Source organism: Pseudomonas moorei (genome assembly GCF_042846945.1).
Taxonomy (GTDB): Bacteria; Pseudomonadota; Gammaproteobacteria; order Pseudomonadales; family Pseudomonadaceae; genus Aquipseudomonas; species Aquipseudomonas moorei.
In genome coordinates, this window is sequence record NZ_AP035776.1 from 5,681,599 (window position 1) to 5,708,150 (window position 26,552).

Here is a 26,552-nt window from a genome sequence, read left to right on the forward strand (position 1 = left end):
GCACCGCATCGAATGCCAGGTTCGCCGCGCCGTTCAATTGAGTGCCCCGCGCAAGTCTGCCGCGGCATCGGACAACGCCCATGCGGCTCGCTCGACGAACGGCGCCAGGCTGATAAAGCCATGAACCATGCCTTCACAACGTTGCAGGCGCACCGATACGCCGGCCTGAAGCAGGCGTCGGGCGAATGCCTCGCCCTCGTCACGCAACGGGTCAAACTCGGCCGTGAGCAGCGTGGTGGGCGGCAACTGCGCCAGCCTGTCGCCACGCAAGGGTGAAGCCAGGGGATCATCACCCAGCCCGGCATCGGGCAAGTACTGCTGCCAGAACCAGTACATCATCGCGCTGGAGAGGAGATAGCCTTCGGCAAAATCCTCGTAGCTCTGACTGTCGCAACGCGCATCGGTGACCGGGTAGAACAGACACTGGTAACTGATTTTCGGCCCTTGGCGTTGCGCCGCCAATTGGCTGACTGCAAGCGCCAGATTGCCCCCGGCACTGTCCCCGGCCAGCGCCAGCCGGCGGCCATCGACGCCGAGCGCGGCGGCCTGCTCGACCAGCCAGCAGGTGGCGGCGTAACAATCCAGCGGTGCCGCCGGAAACTGATGTTCCGGCGCCAGTCGATAGGCGACGCAAACCACCACCGCTTCGGTCTGGCGTGCCAGGGAACGACAAAGGTTGTCATGGGTGTCGAGGTTACCCATGACAAAACCGCCGCCGTGGAAGAACACCAGCAGCGGCAGATTGTCTTGCTCAAGCGGCCGATATAGTCGCGCATCCAGCTGCCCCGCCGCGCCGGCGACCTTCAGGTCACGCACCTCGATCATCGGGTCACCGGGGATTGCGGGCAGCAGGTTGTCGCTGAACTGCCGGTATTGCGCGGCGTCGAGCTGGCTGAAATCGGGCGGCGGGAGGTCGCGAAACGGCTGGAGCACCGCAGCAATCTGCTTATCGAGCGGCATGGGCGTCTTCCTCGACATCGGTCATGTGAAACTGTGGGTTGGTTTCTTCCAGAATGCTGTGTACCCGACGCTCCAGCGCCGGTTTGAAGCCCTTATGAGGCAAGATCCAGAAGCGTTTTTGCGCGACGGCAGCGAACACCTGCGTCGCCAGTTCTGCCGGCGTCATGCCTTGACGAATCGTGTTGTCGAGCAATTGGCTGAAGGACGAACCGGCCGTGTCCACAGTCTGATTCGACGCCATGATTTCACTGGCGACCGGCCCCGGGCACAGCACCGAAACCGATACCGGCGCGCCGAGCATGGCCAGTTCGTAATGCAGGGTTTCCGAGAGGGCCACCACGGCTTGTTTGGTCACGTTGTACGGCGCCATCAACGGACTGCTGACCAGCCCGGCGAGGGATGCGGTGTTGATCACATGGGCCGCCCGCCCTTGACGCAACAACAACGGCACGAAACTGCGAATGCCGTTGATAACGCCACCCAGATTGACGTCGAGCATGCGTTGCCATTGCGCGTCGGTGATTTCCCAGCTGTAGCCGGTTTGCATCACCCCGGCGTTGTTGAACAGCAGATCCACCGCGCCAAAGTGTTCGATCGCGCAATCACGCAGGCGCTCGACCTGAACCAGATCGCCGACATCGGTCACGCAGGTGATGACCTGTGCCCCGTTTTCCCGCAACTGATCGCCCAGGGCTTGCAGGCCCACCGCATCCCGATCCGCCAGCACCAGACGCATGCCCAGCGTTACCGCATGTTCAGCCAGGCCTCGACCGATACCGCTGGCAGCCCCTGTAATCACCGCCACCGGCCCTGATTCATTACTCATCGCCAACTCCTGCACTGGGTCCAATGGCGCCAGTAGAGCCGGCCGGCCCGACGCAGCCATCGTCCATTCAGACGATGCCCGCTTTTACAGGGCCGGCAGAATCCGTTACGTGCGCCGAACCCGTGACCCTTGGGAGAACAACAAGATGAGTACCCTGCACCGCATCGAAGCCAAACTGCTGGAAGACCGCTACGCCCGCGGCTGGCATTGCCTGGGCCTGGCCGCCCGATACCGTGACGGCAAGGCCCATCGCCTGGAGGTATTCGGTACCCGGTTGGTGGTCTTTCAAGGCGAAGACGGCGAGCTGCATATCCTCGATGGCTATTGCCCGCACATGGGTGCCGACCTGAGCACCGGCTGTGTCGAAGGCAACTCGATCCGCTGCCCGTTCCACGCCTGGCGCTGGGGTGCCGATGGTGTCTGTGATGACATTCCTTATGCCAAGCGCATTCCTCCACGGGCCAGGATCAAGAGCTGGCCGCTCATGGAAGAAAACCATCTGCTGTTCGTCTGGAATGACCCGGAGGGCAACCTTCCGCTTCCCGAACAGCGCATCCCGCGCATCGACGCCTGCTTCAGTGACGAGTGGGCGGCGTGGGAAGTCGCCGAACTGCAGATCGGCACCAACTGCCGCGAATTGATCGACAACATCGCCGACATGGCGCACTTCGGCACCGTCCACGGCGCCCCGGTCGAGGAATTCAGCAACGTGTTCGAAGGCCACCTGGCGACCCAGATCATGAGCGCCCGCAGCGAGCGCTTGTCGGGCGACAGCGAGTTGAGCACCGTGGCCACCTACTACGGCCCGGCCTATCAGATCACCGAAATGACCGGCGCCATGAACGGCCAGCCGATTCACTCGATCCTGCTCAATTGCCACGTACCAATCGACCTCGACAGCTTCACCCTGCGCTACGGCGTACTGGTAAAGAAAATCCCGGGGCTGAGCGAAGAACAGAATCAGGCGATGGCCAAGGCCTACGTGCAGCAGGCCCAGGAAGCTTTCTACGAAGACGTGGCGATCTGGCACAGCAAGACCCGCGTCGACAACCCGCTTTTGTGTGACGGCGACGGCCCGGTCTATCAGTTGCGTCGCTGGTATGAGCAGTTCTACACCGACGTCGCGGCGCTGTCGGCGGACGTGCTGGAACACAGGAAATTTGTCGTGCGCGCTCGCGAACGCGCCTGAATACGCAGCCTTTCGCGTTCCAGGGGCCTGGTCGGCAGCCGCCTGTCAGGCCCTGCGCCCGAGCGTTGCAAGGAGTCGATACCGACGCTTATTCTCGGCCACCGCCAACGCTAATAATAAAAACGGTTTTTCCCTATGCAGCAGGACCTCAGCCTCGATACGTTCAGTGAATTACTCGGCAACCTCTATCAGGGGCCACTGGAAACCATTCCCTGGGCAACCTTTCTCAACCAGCTCAATGTGCACCTGCAAAGCAAGTACGTGACCTTCATCCTGCGTCCGCCCAGCGCGCATGTGGACGGCCTGATGGTCAACACCACCGGCACCTCGACCGAGGCGACGGCGTCTTACAACAAGCACTTTTTCAGCCTCGACCCGTTTGTCGACCTGCCTAACCGCCAGGTAGTGACCCTCGCCGAGTTCGTGTCCAACGACGATTGGCAGCACTCGGAGTTCTACAAGAATTTCCTCGAACCGGTGGACGTGTTCCACATCCTCGGTGCCGACATCAACACCGTTGACGGTGCCCAGTGCCGGATCCGCATCAGCCGCGGGCGCGACGACAAGCCCTTCGGCGGCGAAGAGAAAGCGTTGCTCACGCACTTCATCCCGCACCTGGAACGCTCGATCAAAATCCACATGCAGCTCAACCGCATCGAAGCCGAACGCAACCTGTACGCCGGTGCGGTGAACCAGATGGCCGTGGGCACGATCATCCTCGATGAAGCCGGCAAAGTGCTGCAGACCAACCCGGTTGCCGATCGGCTGATCCAGGAAAAGGACGGGATCAAACTGGTCAACGATGGCCTGCAAGTGGGGACGGCCCGCGATACCCAGGAGTTCCGGCGCCTGGTCAAGCAGTCGCTGCTGTCGCAAAAGAGCAGCAACCCGTCGGTGGTCGAAGCGCTGCGTGTGCAGCGACCGTCCGGCCGCGCGGACCTGGGAATTATCGTGCGTTCGGTGCCGCTGACCGACTGGAGCGAAGGCAAACAGTGCCCGACCGTGGTGATTTTCATCAGCGACCCGGAACAACAGTCCACCGCGCCCCAGGAAATCGTTCGCGCGCTGTTCGACTTCACCCCGGCGGAAACCCAGCTGGCGATGTTATTGGCCAACGGCCTGACCCTCGACGAAGCCTCGGAAGAACTGGGAATCAGCCGCAACACCTCGCGGGCGCACTTGCGCTCCACGTTCTCCAAGACCGGCGTGACCCGCCAGACGATGCTGGTGCGCTTGATTCTGCGCAGTGTGGCGACCCTCGGTTAGGGCCGGTTTTCGCCCTCGTCCGCTCGGACGATGGCGGCCCTCCCGGTACGGCGCACAGTGGCTCCATCCCAACCAGGGGGCCTGACCCATGCGCAACTGTCCAACCATCCTCAAGACTGAACTGCTGGCGCAAAGCGACCACTTTCAGATCGAAGCCCTGCACCTGCAATTCAGCAATGGCCAGCAGCGGATTTACGAACGCCTGCGCGGCACCGGTTACCGCTCGGTCATGCTGGTGGCGATGCCTGATCCGGAGCATGTGTTGCTGGTGCGCGAATACGCGGTCGGTGTGGAAAAAACCATCCTCGGCCTGCCCAAGGGCGGCGCGGAGCCCGACGAAGATTATGTGCAAGCGGCCCAACGGGAACTTTGCGAGGAAGTCGGGCTGCGTGCGGCACGCCTGACCGAACTGGGTGAACTGACATTGGCGCCGGGGCATTTGTGTCACCGCTACCGGGTGGTCCTGGCTGAGGGATTGAGCCCCCGCCAACTGACCGGCGACGAACCCGAACCCCTGGAATGCGTTCGCGTGCCCCTGGCACATATTCCCGAGCTCGTAGCCCGCGGCGAACTCCACGAAGCCCGGGCGATTGCCGCACTGTTCATGGCCATGGGCGCCATCGCCCGACGCCCTTGACCTCGGGCTCTGACTCGACGCAAAACCCGGGAACATCCAGTTCCCCCTGTGGCAGGCTTGCCCGCGACGAGTCGGGCACATCCAACTCCACATCGCCTGCTATGCCACCATCGCGAGCAAGCTCGCTCCTACAGTGGATCGGGTGCACCTGCGGGTGATGGGTCGGCTGTCAGGCCGCCATCGCTGCGATGCGACGCCCCGACAAGCCAATTCCTACAAGGAATCGGGGAGCAAGGCAGTCTGCCTCAAAGATCATCAAACCGAATCAAGCAGCTCATGCTCAGCCCGACCATCACCGCAGCAAATGACCCGGTTACGCCCCGTCGTCTTGGCCTCGTACAACGCCCGGTCAGCATCGCTGAGCCATAAGGTCGCGTCACTGTGAGCGGGATTGAACGCAGCCAGGCCGATGCTCAGGCTGACGGTCAGCGCCGGATTCTGCTCATAGCCCAACGTGGCAAAGCGATCACGCAGCGCTTCCATGACCGCCGCGGCATTGATCAAGGGCAGATCCGGAAGAATCACGCAAAACTCATCACCGCCATAACGCCCGGCAACATCGGTGGCCCGCAGGTTCTGCTTGAGCATCTTGCTCAGTTGCCGTAACACGATGTCACCGGCGACGTGACCGTAAGTGTCATTGATGATTTTGAAATGGTCGATGTCGATCAGCGCAATCGCCCCGCCCTGATGCTGGCGCTGGCAGCGCTGAAACTCGACTTCCAGTTGATCCTTCCAGGCGCCATGGTTGAGCAGACCGGTCAGGCTGTCGGTTCGGCTCAGGGCCAGCAATTCACGTTTCTGCCGTCCGAGGGTATGGGCCTGGCGAAAGCAGATCCAGCCCAGCGCCAGCGGATAAAAACACATCAAGGGCAAGCAGGCGTAAAGCTGAATCTGGCTGGTTTCAGGAATGAACAGCGGTTTGAAAATCAGCCATCCGATACCGATCCCGAGGATCTGCGTAACGCTGCCCGCCAACAGAAAGCGCAAGCCGCCGATCGCCACGTTGTTCATGGCCATCATGGAAATGGTGGTCGCGCTGGGCAGCGGATTGAACTGCATGGCCGCCACCCAGAAGCCACCCAGAAAGGCGTCAACCAGCAGGTTACGGTGTTCGGCGTGATAGGGAGCCTGGGACCGGCGCGCCCATTGATAAGCCAGGTGCGGCCAGATCAGGCCGTTGAACAACATCAGTGCCCAGACCCAGGGTGCCGGGTTCAGGGGGTACATCGCCACACTCACGCATAACAGCCCCAGCACCAGGCCAAGCATGCGCGACGTGTAGAGCCTCCTGGCCAGTGAAAGCCCTTTCACTCCCATCTTTCCCATTGGGACCTCTCCACAGAGCGGTACCTGATGCTTCCAGGGTTGCGCGTATGCCTCGAAGTCTAACAGGGCAACGTTAAATAGCCATCACCGGTGGGCGGGCTGAATACCGTGGCATAGCCGCCAGGCGTACGCTCAATGTTTGGCTATACATGAAGACAGGCTTGACGCAAAAACGATAAAGAGGAGGCCCATGCAGACCTTTCAGGTGTTGATCATTGGTAGCGGCTTTGGCGGTCAATGTGCAGCGGTCAATTTGCTCAAGGACGGCATCACCGACTTTCGCCTGCTCGAGCGGCGGGACTTTTTCGGCGGCACCTGGTGCCAGAACACCTACCCGGGCGCCGCGGTCGACGTGCCCTCGCCGCTTTACTCGCTGTCCTTCGCGCCCTACCGCTGGACGCAGATGTTCGCCGAACAGGCCGAACTGCACCGCTACACCCGCTATGTCGTGGAGCACTTCGGCCTGCGCGACCGGGTTGAACTGCAAGCCAATGTCGAACGCGTCGAATGGGACGACGAAAACAAACGCTGGGCGGTCCACACGGCCGCCAAGGGCACCTTCTACGCGCAGTTCCTGATCAATGCCACCGGGCCGCTGAGCCAGCCTGTGGTCCCGCACTTCGAAGGCCAGGAACGCTTTCAGGGCAAGACTTTTCACACCAACAACTGGGATCACACCTACGACTACCGACAAAAACGCGTGGCCATTGTCGGCAGCGGCGGCAGTGCGGCCCAGGTGATTCCGGCAATGGCCCCGGATGTCGCGCACCTGCATGTATTCCAGCGCACGCCGCACTGGGTATTGCCCCGGGCTGACCGCTCGTTTGGCCGCTTCCAGCGCTGGTTGCTCGGGCTGAAACCGGCCTACAAACTGCTGCGCTGGCTGATTTACTGGCAATTCGAAACCCGGGTGATTGCCTTCAAATACTCCAAACCGGCGATACGCATGGTCCAGCACCAGGCCTTGCGCTTCATCAAGCGCCAGGTGCCGGACGCCGAACTTCGGCGAAAACTGACGCCGGACTACACCATCGGCTGCAAACGGGTGATCCTGTCGAGCACGCTGTACCCGGCACTGGGTCGCAGCAATGTGACGCTGCACAGCCGTGAACAAGGCATTGCCGCCCTCGACGAAACCGGCATCGTCATGCAGGACGGCCAGCACATCGACCTGGACCTGATTGTCTGGTCCACCGGCTACGACGCCACCGACGGAGTGATCTCCTACCCGGTCACCGGCAAGCACGGCACTCGCCTGAAAGATGTCTGGGCCCGGTTCCCGCGCGCGTACCTCGGCACCAGCCTGCCGGACTTTCCCAACCTGTTTATCGTCACCGGCCCAAACACCGGAATCGGCCATACGTCGGCGCTGTTTATCATCGAATCGCAGATGAATTACATCCTCGACTGCATTCGTACCCTCAAATCACGAGGTTTGCGCAGCATCGAAGTTCGCCCCGAGGCAGAACGTACCTACACTGAAATGATCCATAGAGAAATGGAACGCACCGTGTGGAAGTCAGGAGGCTGCCACAGTTGGTATCAAAGCAAGAGCGGTCATGTGATTGCCATGTTTCCGGGGTTCAGTTTCAGCTTCCATCGCCTGACCCGAGCCCTGAAACCCGCCGATCACATTTTGTCCTGAACCGTTAGAAGGAAGACACCTGATGCTTTTACTGGTTGTCGCTATCGCGGTCTTTGCCGCCTGGAGCTGGTTGAGCTATCCGGCCATCGGCTATTGGCTTTATGACTTGAGCGTGGCCACCGAGGCCAAGCTGTACAAGTTGCACAAGATCGTCGTGCCCATATCCGAAATGACCGTCTCGACCTGGCAAGGCGGCCCTTATGAGGCGTCCAGCAACGTCTTGATGCTGCACGGCTTCAGTGCCGACAAGAATCTCTGGCTGCGCTTTGCCCGGCATTTTGTCGGCAGCTACCGGGTGATCATTCCCGACATCGCCGGCCACGGCGAAACCGGCTTCAAGGAAGGCGGCGGCTATGACATCCCGCTGCAGGCCAAGCGCATGATCCAACTGCTCGATGTCTGTGGGGTCGACAAGGTCCATGTGATCGGCAACTCGATGGGGGGCTACATTGCGGCATGGTTGGCGGCCACCTATCCGGACCGCATTGCCTCGGTCGCCCTGTTCGACCCGGCGGGCGTCACCGCCCCCGAACCCAGTGACCTGGAACGGCACTTGGCCAAGGGCCATAACCCGTTTCTGATCAACTCCCGGGAAGAATTCAAATACTTCTATGGCATGACCATGGCGGCTCCGCCCTGGGTGCCGCGCGTGGTGCTGGACGCCATGGCCCATCGCTATGAACAGGCACGCGACGAACTGGAAGAAATCTTCCGCGACTTTCGCGCCAGCCCACCGATGGAGCCCAAGCTTCCAGCCATTCAAGCACCCGCGCTGTTGCTGTGGGGACGCAAGGATCGCTTGATCGATGTCAGCAGCGTGGCCATCTGGAGCAAAGGCCTGGCCAATCTGCGGGTGGAAGTCTGGGAAGGCATCGGCCATATGCCGATGGTCGAAGCGCCCTCCGGTTCGGCGCGCCTGTATCGGGAGTTTTTGGCATCCCTGCGCTCGGAAAGCCCTCAGGATCAACGACTGCACTGAGGATGCAGTCCTTTGCAGAATGAAGTTCGTCAGAAACTTCGTTTGTCGGCGACGCTGAAGGCTGCGATCTTTTGCTCAACGTCACCGCGCCAGGAATTGTGTTCATGAATCACCCGAACTTCGTCAGCCCCGACCTGATCCGCCAACGCTTCTCCAAAGCGATGTCCGACATGTACCGCGAAGAGGTGCCACTGTACGGGGCGCTGATGGAACTGGTGGAGCAGACCAACCGTCATGTGCTGGACAGCGATCCACAAGTGGCCCGGCAGTTGCAAAGCACCGGCGAAATCGAGCGCCTGGACCTGGAGCGCCACGGCGCGATCCGTGTCGGGACGGCGGCAGAACTGGCGACCCTCGCCCGTCTGTTCGCGGTCATGGGCATGCAACCGGTGGGTTATTACGACCTGACGCCGGCCGGGGTGCCGGTGCATTCCACCGCGTTTCGTGCCGTGCATGAAGAGGCGCTGCAAGTCAGCCCGTTCCGGGTATTCACCTCGCTGTTGCGCCTGGAGTTGATCGAAGACCTGGGGCTTCGGGCATTCGCCCAATCGACGCTCGACAAACGCTCGATCTTCACCCCCACCGCCCTCGCCCTTATCGATCAAGCCGAAAGCCAGGGCGGCCTCACAGAATCGCAAGCCCGGGACTTCGTCGAACAAGCGCTGGAAACCTTCCGCTGGCACCACAGCGCCACGGTCACTGCCGAGCAGTACCGCCAGCTCAGCGCCCAGCATCGCCTGATTGCCGATGTGGTGGCCTTCAAGGGCCCGCACATCAATCACCTGACACCGCGCACCCTCGACATCGATATCGTCCAGGCGCAAATGCCGGCGCATGGCATCACCCCCAAAGCCGTGATCGAAGGCCCGCCCCGCCGCCAGTGCCCGATCCTGTTGCGCCAGACCAGTTTCAAGGCACTCGACGAGCCGATCGCGTTCACTGACCAGGCCGAGGCCCGGGGCAGCCACAGCGCCCGTTTCGGTGAAATCGAACAACGCGGCGCGGCCCTCACGCCTAAAGGACGGGCGTTGTACGACCGCTTGCTCAATGCGGCACGCGATGAACTCAAGGATTTCCCCAACGAAGCCAACGCCGCTCGCTACAACGCGCTGATGGTGCAGCATTTCAGTGAGTTTCCCGACACGTACGAAGGCATGCGCCAACAGGACCTGGCGTACTTTCGCTATTTCGTGACGGAAAAAGGCCTGGCCGCGAAGGCGCTGAACACCTTGACGCTGGAAGATCTGGTCAGCGGTGGCTATCTGCAGGTTGAACCCTTGGTGTACGAAGATTTCCTGCCGGTCAGTGCGGCGGGGATATTTCAGTCAAACCTGGGTGATGCGGCGCAAACCCACTACGGGGTGCATTCCAACCAGCAAGCGTTCGAGCAGGCCCTGGGCCGTCCGACGATTGATGAGCTGGGGTTGTACGCCGAGACGCAGCGGCGCTCGATCGAGCAGTGTTTCGCCGTGTTGAGCACTCTCTAACACACGGGACTGTGGGAGCCTGGCTTGCCAGCGATAGCGATTTCGCCTGCGCCATCACTGGCAAGCCGTGCTCCGACAAAAGCAGCATCTACTTCAATTTTGCCAACAAGGCTTCGGCAGCCGCTTGCGAAGACGCCGGATTCTGCCCGGTCAGCAACAGACCATCGGTCAGCACATAGCTGGCCCAGTCAGGTCCCTTTGAATAAATCCCGCCCTTGGCCTTGAGTTCGTCCTCCACCAGAAACGGCACGACGTGGGTCAGTTGCACCGCTTCTTCTTCGCTGTTGGTAAACCCCGTCACCTTCTTGCCTTTGACCAGTGGCTGGCCATCGGCGCCTTTGGCATGGCGCAAGACACCCGGTGCATGACACACAGCCGCAACCGGTTTGCCTGCCTTGTAAAAGGCTTCGATCAATGCGATTGAATGCTTGTCTTCGGCCAGGTCCCACAACGGCCCATGGCCGCCAGGGTAGAAGATGGCGTCGTAATCGTCGGCCTTCACCGAGCTGAGGACGACTGTCGATGCCAACGCCGATTGTGCTGCGGCGTCCTTGCGAAAGCGCTCGGTGGCTTCGGTTTGCGCATCGGGCTCATCGCTCTTCGGGTCCAGCGGTGGCTGCCCGCCCTTGGGCGAAGCCAGGGTCAACTGAGCCCCCGCGTCCTTGAAGGCGAAATACGGGGCGGCGAATTCTTCCAGCCAGAACCCGGTTTTCTTGCCGGTGTTACCCAATTGATCGTGGGACGTTAAAACCATCAGGATTTTCATGTCGTCTTCACTCCATCTCGGGACTGCAGTGGTGGCTTTAGCCATGGTGCGCACAACGTGGCGCAGGGTCCTGCCGTATGACCTTCGCGCGGCACTGATCGTTCGACTTGCCGGCCCTCTAGCATAGTGCGCGACAAGCGAATTCGCCTGCCGATGGCCGAACTCAAAGTAAGGGACCGTGTTGATCGGTATCCGGGGGTGAACGCCTGCACTTTGTACATTTTGCAGAGCTGCATTTCAGTGCCCCCGACATGATGGGGGCTGACGGAATATCCGAACTTCAACTTTCGATGAGTGACGTTCATCCCTCATGGGAAAGTCTGCGCAGGCGACATCAATATCGATCCGCGCGGCTGATCGACTTGGATTCTTTTGAGGAGGTGAAAAACAGGCTGGAATGACTGGAGAAAGTTGTTCGCCCAGTGCAATGGCCTCGGCAATCCTTGCACTGGTAAAGAGCCTCGGCACTGGGCGAACGAGAAGCATTTTAATTGATGTCGTTGAGAAAAACCGCGTTTACAACATGAAATTTGCAGTTACACCTGTTACTGACATATCAACGGATAGTTGATTCGAACAAAAAACCAAACTCACCAGTTCGTCCATTAACAACTGATTGTTCTTGTACAAACGCTTATACAAGAACAATCGCCCTGTAAAACCAACTATCCATCTATTTCAGAGTGGTCACTTTTAATAGATCGGTATAAGTCACCACCACACTCTGGCCTTTTTTCAGGTCCTTGAGCTTGGCCTGAACTTCAGGCCGTTGCACATCGACCGTTTTCGACTGGCCGGCCGGGTTTTTGAAGGTGACGCGATGGTGCTTGAGATCGATATCAGTGATCTGCAACTCCACCTTCACCTGCCGGTAGGCTTCTCCACCTGGCTTGGCCGAGCCCGGTGCATTGCGCGTCTCTCCGGTGTATTCGGTAGTGCCCGGCAGGCCTTTATCGACGCTGGTGTCCAGAGAGACCGCGACCGAGTGCAGAACATCAACCTTGACCTTGTCACCGACCTTCAGCTTATCCAGGTTCTTGGCCTTTTCAGTGAGTTGCAACGACACCTGATGACCTTCAGGGCCTTCCAGCACCACCTGACGGTTGGGCACGTCGACCGACACGACTTTGGTGGTGACATGATCGGAAATCACGGACTCCGCCAACGGAATGTCCGCAGCGAAAGCGCAGAAGCTGGCCGTCGACAACACAGCCGCCAGGCTGATCGCCTGGGTCAATGTGGAGAGCTTGCGAGTGTGACGTTTCATAGCGGTACTTTCCCTGTGAAGAATGGCAGCGAAAGGCGCTCAACCTCGATCAAGCGCCGACCGTGCCGATGAGCATAGACGCTGATCAGGGACTGCTCGCGGTTTCTTGCGACATCGATTCGCCGCTGGCGCTTCCATTGCCCCGGCCCTGGTGCCGGGGTGGGGCCGCAGGGCGCAGGGTTTCACAGAATTGTCCTCAGGTTTCGGGATCGTCGACTTCCCGGGCCACGTTCACGGCCGGGGAGTCCTTATGGGATTGCTCAGCCCTGGCCTTGAGGTCCTGCCATTGTTCCAGGTCAATGGCGCCCTGCCCCAACAGGTCGTCGGCCAGGCGCTGCAGTTCCATGTAGTGGGCGTCGGGGGATTGTTGCCAGTAGCCCTCGTCTTCGAACAGGCGCTGCCACGTTTCAAGGTCGGGCGGTGTCAGGTCTTCGCGCATGGCAGGCTCCTGTGAAAGGGCTTATTGACTTGGGAGGATAGCGCGCTGTCGAGAGTTCCCCCTCAATAGCCGGTCATTTCCAGATAGCCCTGCCCGCCATGGCTGCCGCTCAGGCGTACCGGCCCTTCCCAATACGGAATGCGCAAATCCATCCAGGCGCCGGCATTGAGTGCGCTGATGACGATGTCGAGGTGTTTGCCGGGGATCTGGATCGACCAGCTGACCGGCATCTTGCGCCCGGCCACCCTGGCGGTGTCCTGGGGAGCAAGGCGGATGTCGTCGGCCTTCAACAACTGCGCCTGCCCCTGGGCGTCGATCCACGTACCGGTCAGGTAAGGGCCGCCGTCCTTTTGCCGCATGCGATAGAGCATCACCTGTTCGCCGCTGTCCAGGTGCAGGGAAAACCAGTCCCACCCCGTCTGGTTGGCGGTCAGGGGCTGGCTGCTCCATTCACGGTCCAGCCACGCGGGACCGCTGACCTGATGCGTCTCGCCGTCGATCTCCAGGGTGCCGCTGGCCTGGAAAAACGGCTGGCTGTAGTAGTACGACGCCTGGCCCTGTTCGGACTTCTGACTGAAACCCTGGTCGCCTTGAAGCACCAGGGGCCGATTGGAGGTCAGGTGCAATTGATAGCTGAACCCCTTGTCGCGGGCGCTGAGTTGCAGATCGGCCAGCGGATCGGCCACCGTTGCCTGACTGCTGAAACGCCAGTCGTCGATCCACGCATCGAATGGCGTCAGGTTCACTCCGGCCTGGCCCACACCGCCACGGGCGTAACGCTCGGCGGCGTGATGTACCCCCGCCGAGGTCACCGCCGCGTGACCGAGCCACAAGCTCCGATTAGCCCAGCCAGACAGCGCGGGCGTGGCTTGCAAGGCGCTGCGAAACAGCGTCCATTGCACGCCGAACTCACGGCCCTGCGCGTCCTTGAGGTTGGCGGTGACGTACCACCACTCGATGCGAAAGCCATCGTGCGGGCCATGATCTGCCGGAAAACTGAACACACGACCCGGCACCACCGGGGTGAATGCGGCTGCTTGATTGCCGAGCCCGGCAAAGCCTTTGTCCACCGGCGCCGATTGATCGCAACCGGCGAGCAAGGCGGCAATTATCAATACACCCAGCCTAATCCTCATGGGCAAAGGTCCTCAGCAGGTCCGCCGGTTGCGTGCGATACAGCGAATACAGCGGCCATGCCGAGGCCAGCAAGGTCGCCAGCACCGCCAGCCCCATCAGTTGCAGCAATTGCAGCGGGAACACCCGCAATGGCAGGCGCCAACCGAAGGCCTGGACGTTGATCACCGTGTCCAGGCACCACGCCAGGGCAATGCCAAGCGGCAACGCCAGCACCAGCGTCAGCAACGCCAGCAACCAGGTTTGCCCGAGGTTGAGCAGCATCAGTTGCCGGCGCGTCACGCCCAGCGCCCACAGCGGCGCCAGTTGCCCGAGGCGACTTTGGCTTTGGGTCAGCAGACTGATGAACAACGCCACCCCCGCCACGCACAGGGTCAGGCTGTTGAGCGCGGCGGTGGCGGCGAAGGTGCGTTCGAAGACTTGCGTGGACCAGCCCTTGAGCCGGGCCTGATCGACGATGCGGCTGTCATCCAGGGCGAAACGCGCTTGCAGCGCCGTGACGAACGGCGTGATCAATGCCGGCTCGATGCGCAGGTTGAAACGGTTCGGCGTCAATTGCGGCCAGCCGCGCAGCAAGTGATTGACGTTGACCAGCACATGTCCCTTCGGATTGCCATAGTCGGCGTAGATCCCGACGATACGCGGCGACCAGTCGCCATTGGGCGTGGGAATCGTCAGGTGATCGCCCAGTTGCACTTTCAAGCGTCGTGCCAGTTGTTCGCTGAGCATCATCGCGTCGTCCCTGGCCAGGCGATCCCAGGGTTTGTCGCCCAAGGCTTCGAGCAGTGGCCAATGCTCGCGGTAAGTCGGGTGATCGATCACGCCAAAGACATCCACCGGCCAGCCTTGCAACTGGATTGCGACTTGCCAGTTCGGCAACACCGCCGTGAGCTGCGACTGTTGCTTGAGCCAGGCGTGCAGTTCCCGGGCCTGGGCCGGGTTTTGCGGATTGAGGTACAGCTCGGCGGTCAACCGTTGCTCGAGCCAGTCGCTAAAGGTCTGGCGAAAACCGGCGGTCATGCTGCCGGCACCGATGTTTGCCGCCAGCGCCAACAGCAACGCCATCAGCGCCAGACTCAGCGCGGGCAATTGCTGCCGGCAATCGGCCAGGAACCATTGGCCGAGCACGGATCGACTGCCTCTGAGCAAACCATTGAGCAAGGTATTGAGCAGCACCGGCAACGCCAGCGCGGCCCCCAGCAACAGCGTGGCCATCAGTACAAAACCGCTGGCCAGGCTGTCACCGCGCAGCAAGGCCAGCCATGCGATAGCCAAGGCCAGGGTCGCCACCCACCCCTGGCGTCGCAGCCAGCGCGCATGGGCCTGATGCCAGGCCTGCGGATCGGCCAGCGCCAGCAATGGCAAGCGTGCCGCCCGCCACAAACTGTTGGCTCCGGCAAGCAAGGCGCCCAGCAGGCTCAGACCGATCCCACTGAGCCACCACAGCGGACTGAGGCTCAGTTGCCCCGCCACTTCCGCGCCATACAACCCGCGCAGGCTGGCGGCGACGTCCGGGAGCAATACGCCGGCCAGCCAATAGCCGCTGACAACGCCGGCCACCCCGCCCATCAGCGCCAGCACACCCAGTTCGACGGCCAGGCAGGTGATCAGCATCCGCGCACTGACCCCGCAGGCACGCAGGGTTCTGAGCAAACCTCGACGCTGCTCCAGCGCCAGGCCTATGGCGGCATGCACAATGAACAGGCCGACCACAAACGACAAAAAACCCAAGGCGTCGAGGTTCAGGTGAAAGCTTTCGGTCAGGCGCGCCAGATTGTTTTCTTCGCCCGCGGTCTTGAGCTGAAGTTGCCCCTTGAGCGCATCCGGTAATGTCGCGGTGAAGCCCTTGGGCAGCAGCAGACGCGACAACTGATCCGGCAATCCGAGAATCGCCTGGGCGAAACCGATGTCCACCAGCAACACCCCAGGGGCCATGTCGCTTTGCGCGTGCAAGGGCGGTAGCACCTGACCATTTGCCGCGAGGGGGCGCGCCCCTTCGCTCAACCCCAGGGACTGCATTGTCTGCGGCGCAATCCAGGTGCTGCCGGGCGCCGTGAAAAACCCGACCACCTGCTCGATGGCCAGGGCCTGTCCGGCCACCGCCGCACCGGCCGGCAGTGACACCGGCTCGATGCCCATCAGTTGCAAACGTTGGTCCTCATGACCCTGAAGCATCAGCCGGCCCTGCAACACCGGCGACACCGGCCAACCCGCGCGGCGCAGGTCGACAAACAGCTGCTGTGAGAAGGTCCCGCCCCCCGGCGCACTGAGACTGGCCTGAGGTTCGCCGCCGATCAACTGGCTGGCGCGGGCGTAGCTGTCCCGCGCCTGGCTGTTGAGCGCCTGCACACCAGTCAGCAGACTGGTGGCCAGCCACAAGCCGGTCAGCACACTGAAAAACTGCACCGGATGCAGCCGCCAATGGCTGAGCAACGCGCGCAGGGTCTCGCCAAAAATGCCCATCTCAGCGCTCGCCCACACCGGCCAGACGTCCGCCGTGCAGCACCACTTTGTCGGCCAGACGCGCCGCGACATGGGGGCTGTGGGTGACCATCAGCAGGGTCGTTGGACTGTCATCGAGCAGTTCCAGCAACAGTTGGAGCACGTCATCGCTGGTGGCTTCATCGAGGCTGCCGGTGGGTTCGTCGGCCAACAGCAACGGCGGCCGCGACGCCAGGGCACGCCCCAACGCCACCCGTTGCTGCTGCCCTCCGGACAACTGCTCCGGATAGCGCCGCAGCAACTCACTCAACCCCAGGCGCTGCACCAGATGCGCCTGCCAACGCCGATCATGCCGCCCCGCCAGCCGCGCCTGGAATGCCAGATTGTCCTCTACCCGCAGGCTGCCGATCAGGTTGAACTGCTGGAACACCAAACCGATCTCGGTGCGCCGCCAGTTCGCCAGTTGGCTTTCGTTCATCTGCTCCAGGCGATGCTCGCCCTGGCGGATGCTGCCGCGATCCACCTTGTCCAGACCGGCGATCAAGTGCAGCAAGGTGCTCTTGCCACTGCCCGACTCGCCCATCAACGCCAGGCTGCTGCCGGGTTTCAGCGTCAAGTCGACCCCTTGCAACACCGGCAATGGCCCTTGGGGCGTGGCGTAGCTTTTGAAGACACCGCGGACTTCAAGCATGGAAGAACCTGTTGGAGGAGCGTGGGCCAAGAATAGCGGGACTCAATGTTTTTTGTCGGCTACCGAACGACCTTCGAGCCGTGTTCAAAAGACGGTAGCGCCTGCCGCGAACTCAAAGACTCACGACCGTTTATCGATTTGCCCAAAGCCTTCCCGGCCCTTCCTGCCTGTTGCAGATCCAGCAGCGGCAAGCGCTTGATGGCAATTGGCCGCAAAAGCGGGAGATGTTGATCTGACATTTGGCTGTCATGGATGCGGGAGTCTGGTCTATACCCCTTGGATTGATTTCTGAGCCCTTGCATCCACCTACCCCCCATGGAGGACGAACATGCCTCGCCAAGTCATCGTCAACGCTGACGATTTCGGCCTCAGTGCCTGCGACAACGCGGTGATCCTGGGCGCCTTCCAGGCCGGGGTCATCAGTTCCGCCACCGCCATGGCCAATATGCCGGCCTTCGAAGCGGCGTGTTCACTGGCCCGGCATCCGTTGCTGGAAGGACGCGTGGGCCTGCACTTCAACCTCACCTCCGGCCGCCCGTTGAGCCGGCGCATTCTGACGCGCCGGACCTTCTGCGACAGCGCCGGCCTGTTCGACCTCAACCTGTCCCGCGCCCGCCTGTGGCTCGGCCATCAGGATCGCCGCGCCGTACACGAAGAACTCGAAGCGCAGTGGCAACGCTGCCTGGACCATGGTGTCAGGCCCAGCCATCTGGACTCCCATCAGAACGTGCACACCATCTGGCCGATCGGCGAAATCGTCGCGCGTTTCGCCGCCGACCAAGGCGTTCCCCTGCGCCTGGCGCGTAACCTGGGACACACGCAAAGCCTGCCCAAACGTGTGTTCAAGCACTTGCTCAATCACCGCTTGAGCCGCCTGGCCGGCGCCACCGCCGACTACGTGGGCACCCCGCAGGACCTGCGCAATGCCCCCCCACCGGACGACGGTCTACTGGAAATCGTCGCCCACCCCAGTCAACTGGGTGCCGACTTTGGCGATGCTTGTCTGGAGCAGGGCGAGTCGTTGAGTGAACTGCTGGAGCAGCACCTGCCAGGGGTGCCGAGGGTGGCCTATGGCGTGGCTGGGGAAGGTTGATCGGGGCGAAAACTTCTGAGGCCTCACTCGCGATGGCGTCAGTCAGCGCAACACCTACTCAGCACTTCACCGCCACCAAGGTAAAACACAACGGCAACTGCGCCGCTTGCTGCTGGTAGCGATCATAGAGTTCCTCGCGGTTGGAATGCGGGTACTCCTTGAAGTGGCTGATCTGCAATCCGGCCGAGATGGCCCCGGTGAAGATGGCGCCCAGGGTATGGACGAACCAGTAGGAGGCAGCCGCCGCTTGCTCGACTTTGCCTTCGTAGACGATCGGTTGGTTCTGGACAAAAGGCTCGGCGCGAAAGTACGAGCTGGCCAGTCCGAAAGGCTCGGCGGCCTCGGGGTCGAACATTTCCAGGAACGGGTGGGTTTCGTACACCACCAGCGCGCCGCCCGGCTTCAGCGTCTGCGCCACGTGGCGGAAGAACTCGCCGATGTCCGGCATCCAGTTCAATACGCCGATGGTGATCAGCGCCAGGTCGAAGCGACCCTGCAACTGAAGCGGCAAGTGGTGAATGTCCGTCTCGATGAATTCCGGATTACGGGGTGAACGAGAGACCAGTTCCCGCGCCTGATCGAGAAACGCCGCCGACTGATCGACGCCGACCACATGCCTGGCCCCCAAGGCATACAGCGACAGGCTTTCGCGACCATTGTTGCAGCCCAGTTGCACCACCTCCTTGCCGTCGACCCCGACCTGCGTGAGCAACCCGGTCAGGGTGTCGTCCAGGCAAGAGAAATCGCTGCGAGTCACCGCGCTCAGCAGAGCCTGCCATTCGGCGCTGTCCTTGTGGTGGCGGGCGGAGTCATTCCAGGCATCGCGGTTGCTGGCGATGGCTTTATCTTTTGTCGGCATTTCCATTGCACGCTCCAGAATCGGGTCTTGATTGACCGCGCCGATTCTAGTTCATGCCTGGCAATCACCCCATCCGGAGGTTGTAGTGATCTTGTAAGCCAGGCCACACCGACGCCTGGCCACGGGAACGCTATAGTTAATGGCCTTGGGGAAATGCGCGAAAACCGATTTCGCAGGTGTTGCCATGAACAAAACCGAACAGACACTGTTGCTTGCCCTGTGCCTGACTGCCGCCACGGGTGTACAGGCGGACGACAGCCTGATGCAAACCGATCAGTCGAACACTGAGTTCCATTATTACGGGTCAGACCAACCCTTCGCCCATCCCTCGCCGCCTTCCATCAACACCGTGCCGCCAGGCTCATACATCCCGACGGCGCCCGCCGAATTCATCCCGATTTCAAGCGAGCATGTGTTCTCCGACTCCCGCCTGCCGACGGTAGCGGACACCACCGTTCGCGTGTTCATCCGCTCCTACGACCCGGAGCGCGGTGTCTACGTGAACCAGGAAGTCCTCGATCCCTCGTGCATGCAGTCCTGTCGCAGCGCACCGGACCCGGCCCTGTAAAGGGCCGCTCCCGCTTGAAGCGGCTCGTTACCACTGGCGTTTGTCCGGGCGAGCGAGGCCGAGCTTTTCGATCCGGTAGCGCAGCATGTCGCGGCTCAGGCCCAGCAGGCGTGCGGACTTGGTGACGTTCCAGTCGGTCTTGTCGAGCATCTTGCGCACCATGTCGCGCTCGACTTCCGGCAGGTTCATCGACTCGCTGCCGTTGTAGGAAGGACGCGGCTCGCTGGGGGGCATCTCGTGCTGGAACATCGGCGGCTCATCCACCAGGCTCAGGCAGACGTTGAGCTGATGGGCCGCGATGGTGTCGTGCTGTGCCAGCAACACGGTTTGCTCGAGCATATTGCGCAGCTCGCGCACGTTGCCGGGCCAGCTGTAGTTGAGCAGCAACTCTTCGGCCTGGTCGCTGAAGTGCAGGTTCGGCTTGCCGTAGCGTTTGCCGTGGGTGGCCAGGAAGTGCCGGGCCAGCAGCAGGATGTCTTCACCCCTGGCATACAACCGCGGCACCTTGATCGAAATGATGCGCAACCGGAAGAACAGGTCGCGGCGGAACTTGCCCTGCTGGACCATTTGTTCAAGGTTGCAGTTAGTGGCGCTGATCACCCGCAGATCGACTTTGCGCTCCTTGACCGAACCGACCCGGCGAATCGTCCGGTCCTCGAGCAGCTTCAGAAATTTGGCCTGCAGCAGCAGGTCCATTTCACCGATTTCGTCGAGAAACAGTGTGCCGCCATCGGCCGCTTCGACCAGGCCGAGGCGACGGTCCTTGGCGTCGGTGAACGCGCCCTTCTCGTGACCGAACAGCTCCGACTCCACCAGGTTGGACGGAATCGAGGCGCAGTTGAACTCAATGAACGGCCCCTTGGCGCGCGGACCATCGAAATGCAGGGCGCGGGCCACCAGCTCCTTACCGGTGCCGGTTTCGCCTTCCACCAACACCGGTGGCAGATCGGAGTTGGCCATGCGGCGTTCGGCGTCGAGCAACTGGTTGATGGTGCCCTTGAGGTAAAGCATCGGTGCCGATTCGCCGATCAGTGCCTGCACCCCTGATTTCTGGGCTTCGCGTTCCTGGTAGAACGACAGCGTGCGCTCCATCCGATCGGTGGCCAGGGCCTTGTCCAGCAACAGCTTGAGCTCTGGCAAGGCCACCGGTTTGGTCACGTAGTGGAAGGCACCTTCTTTCATCGCCACCACGGCATCTTCGACGTTGCCGTAGCCAGTCATCATGATCACTTTCAGGTCCGGTGCGCTGATGCGCAACTTCTGGATCAGGTCGTGACCACTCATGCCTGGCAAGGAGTTGTCGGTCAGCACGACGTCAGGAACGAAGGTCCCCAATTGCTCCAGTGCGTCTTCCGCCGAGTGGCAGACTGTCACCTCGAAGTCCTTGCGCTCCAGGTAGGTCTGAATATTCTCGGCGAGGAGTTCATCATCCTCGACCAGCAATATGCTGTGCTCCATATTCCCCTCCCGTTGCCACTTTAAAGTTGAGACTGACGCGGGTTCCTTCCTGCTCCTGGCTGGTCAGTTCGACCGAACCTTCGAAACGCTCCATTATTCTTTTGACCAGGGCCAGGCCTACGCCCAACCCGCCTTGTTTGGTGGTGAAGAACGGCTTGAAGACCGAGTGCAGTTGTTGCCGGGTCATGCCCTTGCCGGTGTCATTGATAATCAGGCTCACCTGCTCGGGCGTCGTCGATTCGATATCGACGCTCAACACGCCACCCTTGGGCATGGCCTCCAGGGCATTGGCGAACAGGCTATTGAGAATTTGCGTCAGCAGCACCTGTTGGCTGACGACTGGCGGAACACTCTTGGGCGTGAAGCGCACTTCGACGTTCGAACGTTTGATCAAGGGGTCGAAGGCGCTCAGGGCATCGTCGACGGCCAGCACCAGATCGACGTTTTCATCGTCGTCATTCACCGGGCGCAACGACACCAGCAATTCACGGACCCAGCGCGACATGCGATCGACCTGGCTGATGATGTCGCCGATGTTCTTCTGTGCGGTCTGGCTGGCGATTTCCTGGGCCAGCTCGGCGCTGGAGCGGATGTTCGCCAGCGGGTTGCGCAGGCTGTGGGCGACCGCCGAGGACATTTCCCCCAGGGCCACGAACGTCTCGTTGGCGATCAGTTGTTTCTGCTGGCTCTGCAGCAGCGTGGCCGCCCGCCGCACGATCCAGAACAGCCCCAGGTAGATGGCCGCGCCACCGAGCAGGGTCGCCAGCCAGATCGCCTTGAATCCGCGCTGGATACGCGCCACCAGGTCGGCCGGCTCCTTGTAGATTTCCACCATGGCAATCACTTTGCTTTTGTCGGCGTTGAACATCGGGATGTAGTTCTCGACGAACAAATACTCAGGCTCGCGCAACAGTTTTTGCTCGGGACGCTCTTCATCGATTTCGTGGTAGCTGGTGGACACCGTCTCTTTCATTTCGAAGGACTCGTCCAGCTCATCGTCGCCTTCGATGCGCATGCCGATCATCTCCGGGTTGGTCGACCAGACCACCGTGCGATCCAGCGCATACACCACCGCCAACAACGAGTCCGGCAGGTGCTCGACATGGTCGAGAAACTCTATGCGGGCAGCGGCACGGGAACCCGGATTGACATCGGGATAGGCGTTGTCCAGGCGCGGGTCGAGCATTTCGCCCATGGTCCTGGTTGTGGTTATTCCGGCATGGCGAATTTCCGCATCGCCAATGGCCTGGATGAATTGGGCGGTGAGCAGCGAGTCGCGCTCAATGCTCTCTTCCACCACGAAACGCGTGGAAATGTAACCCAGCCCCAGGGCCACGGCGGCAATGATGAAAAAACTCGCCAGGGAAAACCAGCGCACCAGATTGAAGGGTGGCCGCCAGCCCTTGCCTTCTGCTGCCGGCGCATCCGGCGCAGGTATTTTTTGTTGTTCTAGTATCTGCATGGAACCGTCCTGGATACTTGAAACAAGCCTTCTTAGCCATGTCCCGGATCAGTGTAGGTGGCATTGACCGGGATTGACTGCCCATTGAAATTATTTAGCCATTACTGCGCCCGGGTTTTATCGAGGGCCTTGCCGGGCACCGCGATCGCCGGATGATCTTCCGGTGCCTCTGTGCTGCTGGCCAACGATGCCGCGACCGGATGCTGGCGCTCGGTTTCTTCCTCGAGGAATTCGATGATCGACTGCGCTGAATGCTCGTCCATGCGCAGGTTGGGCATCGGGATCTTGTCGAAACGCTCGAACAGCTCCATGGCAATCGGGTCTTTTTCCGCCAGCATGCGGTCCGGCTCACGAATCCAGCGGTTGAGCCAGACCGGATTGCGCTGACGGGTCACGCCAATCAGGTCCGGGCCGATGCTGCGCATGCCGATACCCTGCCCGTCCAGCGGGCCGAGGCTGTGACAGGACGCGCAGCGGGTGCGAAACAGTTCTTCGCCGTTGCTCGGCGGCCGGATTGGCGGAGCGTCGGCGTAGCTCTGCTCAATGCTCGGTTGCTTCCAGTTCTGCAAGGTGTTGGCCAACTGGTCGGCCAGAATCCACGGATTTTCGAACGGCGACGCTTTCATCCAGCGCCCGGTTTGCTGGTTACCAACGATCAGGCTCAGGTTGTGATCCTTGCTGCGCCCGTTGTCGACACCTTCAATGAACAGCCCGAGTTTTTTCCGCAGCTCGGTGACATCGGCGAATTCCCCGGTGAGGAACTGCCAGCCCGGCCCGACCTGGAAGCGTTGCGCATAAGCCTTGAGCACGGCCGGTGTATCGCTCAGTGGATCGATGCTGATGGAGTAGAAAAACACGTCCTTGCCGACCCGATCACCGAGCAGTTTCTGCACCTGGCGCAGGCGCGCGGTTTCCAGCGGGCAGGAGTCGCTGCAGGACGTGAAGATGAAGTTGATCACCACCACTTTGCCCTTGATCAGGTCGTCGAAAAAATGCACCTGCCGACCGTCCTGATCGGTCAGCAGGGTGTTGGGGAAATAGTCGCCACCCCACGGGGTGGCGGAGTCGGCGACCGCTGTATCAGCGGCGGTCGGTACAGGTGCAGGTGTCGACGGTGACTGGCTGGCAACCAGCAGCCGGCTGGCCAGCACGCAGGTCACCAGTACCAGCACCAGGTGCATGCCCAGGCTCCGTGAGCGTGGTGTTTGCCACTTCATGTCGACACCCTCCCGGTTCATTACTTGACCAGCACTTGTGGGCCCATGCCGTCGCCAGTGCGGAAGGTTGGCAGCGCCGCCGAGTTCACATAGCGCACGCCATCCCAGCTGGGCAGCGGTGTCGGCATCAACTGGAATTGCCCGGGCTTCTCAATGTCCCAACGCAGCAGCATCGAGTTGTCTTCATGCTGGGTGTTGTGACAGTGCTCCATGTAGGTCCCGGCGAATTCGCGGAAGTTGATCGCCATTTCCACATTGTCCAGGCCATCCTTTTCCGAGCCAATGCGGTACACGTCCTTGCGTGCCCATTTTTCCCATTCCGGTGGTGCCTTGCCGCCGCGACTGAGGATGATCCCCTCCTCGAAGTGCACATGCACCGGGTGGCTCCAGCCGGTACCACCGGCCTTGATGTTCCACACTTCCAGGGTGCCGAAACCGGCCGCTCCGGCATCGGTGGGACCGCTGGCCAACTGGGTCGCTGCGTTCAAGCGACGCGGGTCCATGTGGAAGCCGAAGCCGCCATCGGTCTTGACCGTCCAGGGTGCTTCGTCGGTGCCGTCGGAGCGACCGAAGACGAAGGTGCGGTGACGGGCCTTGGCCAGCAGCGCCTTGTCGGCCGCGTTGTCGCGGTGGATCTTCAGCGGGATCATCACCAGGCCTTCAGCCTTGCCCGGTTTGGCCGGTTCATACAGCGCCGGGTCCATGGCCAGGTCCTGACCGGTGTAAGGCTTGACGTTGAGCTGCAACACCTTGCCCACCGCCGGATCGCCTTTGTCCCACTGCGGCCCCTTGCTGGTTTGCTTGATTACCGCCAGGTATTTCTCGGACAGTACGTCGGCCAGTGAGACCGGTTCTTTCGGGCCTTTGCCATCGTCGTGCACCAGCAGGTTGACGAAGAAAATCTTGTCGCCCGGCTTGATCCCGTTTTTTGCGAAGTTGACGATGATGTCGAAGCGCTCGGCAATGCCCTGGGTTGGCAGGATCGCGTTGTGGTTCTGTTTATCGCCGTCGCCATCCAGGTCCATGGTGCCGTCGAAGGGCACGCTGTGTTCCATGATGTTGCCGTCGTTGGCAATCATGTGGAACGGCACCCGGGCATAGGACACACCCGAGCCCTTGGGCCCCTGGAACTCACCGCTGGTGCCCTTGATTTCACGTACGAGCGCAAACTTGTAGTAACGCGATACCGAACCGTTGAGCATGCGGAAGCGGTAGCTGCGGGCGCGCACATCCAGGCTCGGTTTCCATTGCCAGTTGACCAGCACCTGGTCCCCGAGGAAGCCGTCTGTGTTGAAGGGGTTGAACCACAGCTGACCGTTCTGATCCCAGGCCTTGTCGGCAAACACCAGGTTGACGTCGTAGTCGCGGTTACCCCACGGCAAGGCACTGCCGCTGGGGAAGCGCAGGTTGACGCCGTCCTTCACCGATTCATTGCCACGGTCAAGGGCGCTGTAGTAGTTCATCATCGCCGCGTTGCCCTTGTAGACGTTCTGCGCGGTGAAATCGAGCATGTGGTCGTGGAACCAGTGGGTGCTCATGGTTTCGCGCCAGTCGCCACGAATCTTGATCGTGCCGTTCTCGCAGGTCTTGCGGCTGGGATTGACGTCGTTGGTCCACAGGGTCTCGCCCGGTGCGCAAGGAAATGCCGCGCGTGGGTCATGGGCATCGGTGTTGATGCTGTCATAGCCGGCCAACTGGATCGGCCAGCGATAGTCGTAGTACTGGCCGGGGAAGAAAAACGCGTTGGCATAGCCGTCGCTTTCCGCCGGCGCGTGACCGTTGTGCTCGTGGGTGCTGATGGTGTGCAGGCCAAACCCCATGTTCGCCGAAGGGTCGATGGGCAAACCGTTGTAATGGCGCATCAGCACCGGTTGGCCGTAACGCACCATCAACAATTTGGGCGGCAAGGTACCGTCGAAGGTCCACACCGAATTGTGATTCTGCACCGGCATGTTCGGGTGGAAACGCGCGTCGACGCCCTTCGAAGTGCCATCCGTTGCCGGTACACCGGCGACGTTGTGGTAAAGGCCACCGGGGCCGAACTCACCGACGGCATAGCCGTGCATCTGATGACTGTCACGCCAGCCGCTGTTGACCCGCGCACCGGTCTGCACGGTTTTGTAGGCCATCTGCGGGTAGAACTCGTTCCAGCGCTGATGCGACCAGCCCTTTCCTGGTGGACGACCTTCAGCCGCCGCACCGATGTGGCGGTTGAGGAAATATTCGATCTGCGCCTGCCAAGGATTGCGGTCCACCACGTTGGAGTACTGACTGGGGAACGGGGTCAACCCGGGTTGACGCAGGAACGCATCCAGTGCGTTGCTGGGTGGCGCACTGCGGGCGGCATTGGTGGGGTCCTGCTGGGGCAACGGGCCAATGGCTGCCGGTGGAAACGGCAATGGCGCCGCAGGCGTGGTGGGGTCGAGTTTTTCCGGGCCGAATTCCTCGAACAGCAGCAACTGCTGGGTGAACGGCTGCGCACCAAACAACGGGCTCGGCTTGCCATTGGTGGGGTAGTTGAAACTGGTCTGCACGGTGGGCGGCAGAACGTTTTCCACCCGGGTGGAATCGCGTGTTCCCTTGACCCCGTCAGGCAACTCGAAAGAATCCTGGTTGGCCTCCGGCATGGTCAAGATGGCGTTCAATGCGGCCGGCTCGTCCGCCGGCTCATCGTAGTAAGCGGAAGGATCGGACGGCTCCGGCTGTCGCTCGTCGTCTATGGGTGCAGCGCGCAGCGTCCCTGTGCTGAGTGTCATTGAGAGGATGACGCTCAAGGGCGCCAGGCCAAACCATTTGAAGGGATACCGCGCTTTTCTGTCCATCACCAGCCGCCTCGTA

22 protein-coding genes are annotated in these 26,552 nt (G+C 61.3%); 8 read left to right on the top strand and 14 right to left on the bottom strand.

The window, feature by feature from the left end; all coding sequences use genetic code 11:
• Positions 1–33: 33 nt before the first annotated feature.
• Both ACGJAX_RS26485 and ACGJAX_RS26490 read right to left on the bottom strand, forming a co-directional pair.
• The gene (locus ACGJAX_RS26485) at positions 34–960 is read right to left on the bottom strand and encodes an alpha/beta hydrolase fold domain-containing protein (protein ID WP_390956734.1); all 927 of its coding nucleotides are present in this window, start codon (positions 958–960) and stop codon (positions 34–36) included.
• Complete coding sequence (locus ACGJAX_RS26490; protein ID WP_247256265.1) at positions 947–1,786, bottom strand: SDR family NAD(P)-dependent oxidoreductase; 840 nt, start codon at positions 1,784–1,786, stop codon at positions 947–949. Before ACGJAX_RS26490 ends, ACGJAX_RS26485 begins: the two co-directional genes overlap by 14 nt.
• A gap of 145 nt (positions 1,787–1,931) precedes the next feature.
• Here ACGJAX_RS26490 and ACGJAX_RS26495 point away from each other — a divergent pair, with 145 nt between their 5' ends.
• The 3 genes from ACGJAX_RS26495 to nudE all read left to right on the top strand — a co-directional run bounded on the left by ACGJAX_RS26495 (position 1,932) and on the right by nudE (position 4,878).
• Positions 1,932–2,975 (top strand): Rieske 2Fe-2S domain-containing protein, encoded by a 1,044-nt coding sequence (locus tag ACGJAX_RS26495; RefSeq protein WP_390956735.1) that lies wholly within the window; start codon positions 1,932–1,934, stop codon positions 2,973–2,975.
• 135 nt (positions 2,976–3,110) lie between these two features.
• Positions 3,111–4,241, top strand: a complete 1,131-nt coding sequence (locus ACGJAX_RS26500) for a helix-turn-helix transcriptional regulator (RefSeq protein WP_390956736.1) — start codon at positions 3,111–3,113, stop codon at positions 4,239–4,241.
• Positions 4,242–4,329: 88 nt separating this feature from the next.
• Positions 4,330–4,878 carry an ADP compounds hydrolase NudE gene (nudE, locus tag ACGJAX_RS26505; protein ID WP_390956737.1) on the top strand — a complete coding sequence of 183 codons (549 nt, stop codon included), beginning with the start codon at positions 4,330–4,332 and terminating at the stop codon, positions 4,876–4,878.
• A gap of 255 nt (positions 4,879–5,133) precedes the next feature.
• Here nudE and ACGJAX_RS26510 read toward each other — a convergent pair whose 3' ends face one another.
• The gene (locus ACGJAX_RS26510) at positions 5,134–6,207 is read right to left on the bottom strand and encodes a diguanylate cyclase (protein ID WP_390956738.1); all 1,074 of its coding nucleotides are present in this window, start codon (positions 6,205–6,207) and stop codon (positions 5,134–5,136) included.
• A gap of 190 nt (positions 6,208–6,397) precedes the next feature.
• Between ACGJAX_RS26510 and ACGJAX_RS26515 the strand changes: the two genes are divergently transcribed.
• The 3 genes from ACGJAX_RS26515 (at position 6,398) to ACGJAX_RS26525 (ending at position 10,318) form a co-directional block, all read left to right on the top strand.
• Entirely contained in the window at positions 6,398–7,852 is a 1,455-nt protein-coding gene (locus ACGJAX_RS26515; protein ID WP_390956739.1) for an NAD(P)-binding domain-containing protein, read from the top strand.
• Between the two features lie 22 nt (positions 7,853–7,874).
• Entirely contained in the window at positions 7,875–8,831 is a 957-nt protein-coding gene (locus ACGJAX_RS26520; protein ID WP_090319346.1) for an alpha/beta fold hydrolase, read from the top strand.
• A 104-nt stretch (positions 8,832–8,935) separates the two neighbouring features.
• Positions 8,936–10,318: a 2-oxoadipate dioxygenase/decarboxylase family protein gene (locus ACGJAX_RS26525; RefSeq protein ID WP_390956740.1), complete on the top strand. Its 1,383-nt coding sequence runs from the start codon at positions 8,936–8,938 to the stop codon at positions 10,316–10,318.
• An 88-nt stretch (positions 10,319–10,406) separates the two neighbouring features.
• Here ACGJAX_RS26525 and ACGJAX_RS26530 read toward each other — a convergent pair whose 3' ends face one another.
• The 6 genes from ACGJAX_RS26530 to ACGJAX_RS26555 form a co-directional block, all read right to left on the bottom strand.
• The gene (locus ACGJAX_RS26530) at positions 10,407–11,084 is read right to left on the bottom strand and encodes a type 1 glutamine amidotransferase domain-containing protein (RefSeq protein ID WP_090319340.1); all 678 of its coding nucleotides are present in this window, start codon (positions 11,082–11,084) and stop codon (positions 10,407–10,409) included.
• A 673-nt stretch (positions 11,085–11,757) separates the two neighbouring features.
• Positions 11,758–12,351, bottom strand: coding sequence for a hypothetical protein (locus tag ACGJAX_RS26535; protein ID WP_247254296.1), 594 nt, complete (start codon positions 12,349–12,351; stop codon positions 11,758–11,760).
• 196 nt (positions 12,352–12,547) lie between these two features.
• The gene (locus tag ACGJAX_RS26540) at positions 12,548–12,790 is read right to left on the bottom strand and encodes a hypothetical protein (RefSeq protein ID WP_247254295.1); all 243 of its coding nucleotides are present in this window, start codon (positions 12,788–12,790) and stop codon (positions 12,548–12,550) included.
• A gap of 62 nt (positions 12,791–12,852) precedes the next feature.
• Complete coding sequence (locus ACGJAX_RS26545; RefSeq protein ID WP_390956741.1) at positions 12,853–13,926, bottom strand: lipocalin-like domain-containing protein; 1,074 nt, start codon at positions 13,924–13,926, stop codon at positions 12,853–12,855.
• A complete protein-coding gene (locus tag ACGJAX_RS26550) occupies positions 13,916–16,387 on the bottom strand; it encodes an FtsX-like permease family protein (protein ID WP_390956742.1) in 2,472 nt (823 codons plus the stop codon). Before ACGJAX_RS26550 ends, ACGJAX_RS26545 begins: the two co-directional genes overlap by 11 nt.
• Position 16,388: 1 nt before the next feature.
• Positions 16,389–17,057, bottom strand: a complete 669-nt coding sequence (locus tag ACGJAX_RS26555; protein ID WP_390956743.1) for an ATP-binding cassette domain-containing protein — start codon at positions 17,055–17,057, stop codon at positions 16,389–16,391.
• A 328-nt stretch (positions 17,058–17,385) separates the two neighbouring features.
• On the opposite strand from ACGJAX_RS26555, the gene ACGJAX_RS26560 reads away from it, so the two are divergent.
• The gene (locus ACGJAX_RS26560; RefSeq protein WP_390956744.1) at positions 17,386–18,150 is read left to right on the top strand and encodes a ChbG/HpnK family deacetylase; all 765 of its coding nucleotides are present in this window, start codon (positions 17,386–17,388) and stop codon (positions 18,148–18,150) included.
• A gap of 58 nt (positions 18,151–18,208) precedes the next feature.
• On the opposite strand, the gene ACGJAX_RS26565 is transcribed toward ACGJAX_RS26560, so the two are convergent.
• Positions 18,209–19,015: a methyltransferase domain-containing protein gene (locus ACGJAX_RS26565; protein ID WP_390956745.1), complete on the bottom strand. Its 807-nt coding sequence runs from the start codon at positions 19,013–19,015 to the stop codon at positions 18,209–18,211.
• Positions 19,016–19,193: 178 nt separating this feature from the next.
• Between ACGJAX_RS26565 and ACGJAX_RS26570 the strand changes: the two genes are divergently transcribed.
• Positions 19,194–19,577: a hypothetical protein gene (locus ACGJAX_RS26570; RefSeq protein ID WP_090327253.1), complete on the top strand. Its 384-nt coding sequence runs from the start codon at positions 19,194–19,196 to the stop codon at positions 19,575–19,577.
• A 27-nt stretch (positions 19,578–19,604) separates the two neighbouring features.
• On the opposite strand, the gene ACGJAX_RS26575 is transcribed toward ACGJAX_RS26570, so the two are convergent.
• From ACGJAX_RS26575 to ACGJAX_RS26590, 4 genes are all read right to left on the bottom strand, one after another.
• Positions 19,605–21,035 carry a sigma 54-interacting transcriptional regulator gene (locus ACGJAX_RS26575; RefSeq protein ID WP_390956746.1) on the bottom strand — a complete coding sequence of 477 codons (1,431 nt, stop codon included), beginning with the start codon at positions 21,033–21,035 and terminating at the stop codon, positions 19,605–19,607.
• The gene (locus tag ACGJAX_RS26580) at positions 21,004–22,497 is read right to left on the bottom strand and encodes an ATP-binding protein (protein WP_390956747.1); all 1,494 of its coding nucleotides are present in this window, start codon (positions 22,495–22,497) and stop codon (positions 21,004–21,006) included. The genes ACGJAX_RS26575 and ACGJAX_RS26580 overlap by 32 nt, the downstream gene beginning before the upstream one ends.
• Positions 22,498–22,598: 101 nt before the next feature.
• Entirely contained in the window at positions 22,599–23,714 is a 1,116-nt protein-coding gene (locus tag ACGJAX_RS26585) for an SCO family protein (protein WP_390956748.1), read from the bottom strand.
• 20 nt (positions 23,715–23,734) lie between these two features.
• Positions 23,735–26,536: a multicopper oxidase domain-containing protein gene (locus ACGJAX_RS26590; protein WP_390956749.1), complete on the bottom strand. Its 2,802-nt coding sequence runs from the start codon at positions 26,534–26,536 to the stop codon at positions 23,735–23,737.
• Positions 26,537–26,552 lie beyond the last annotated feature (16 nt).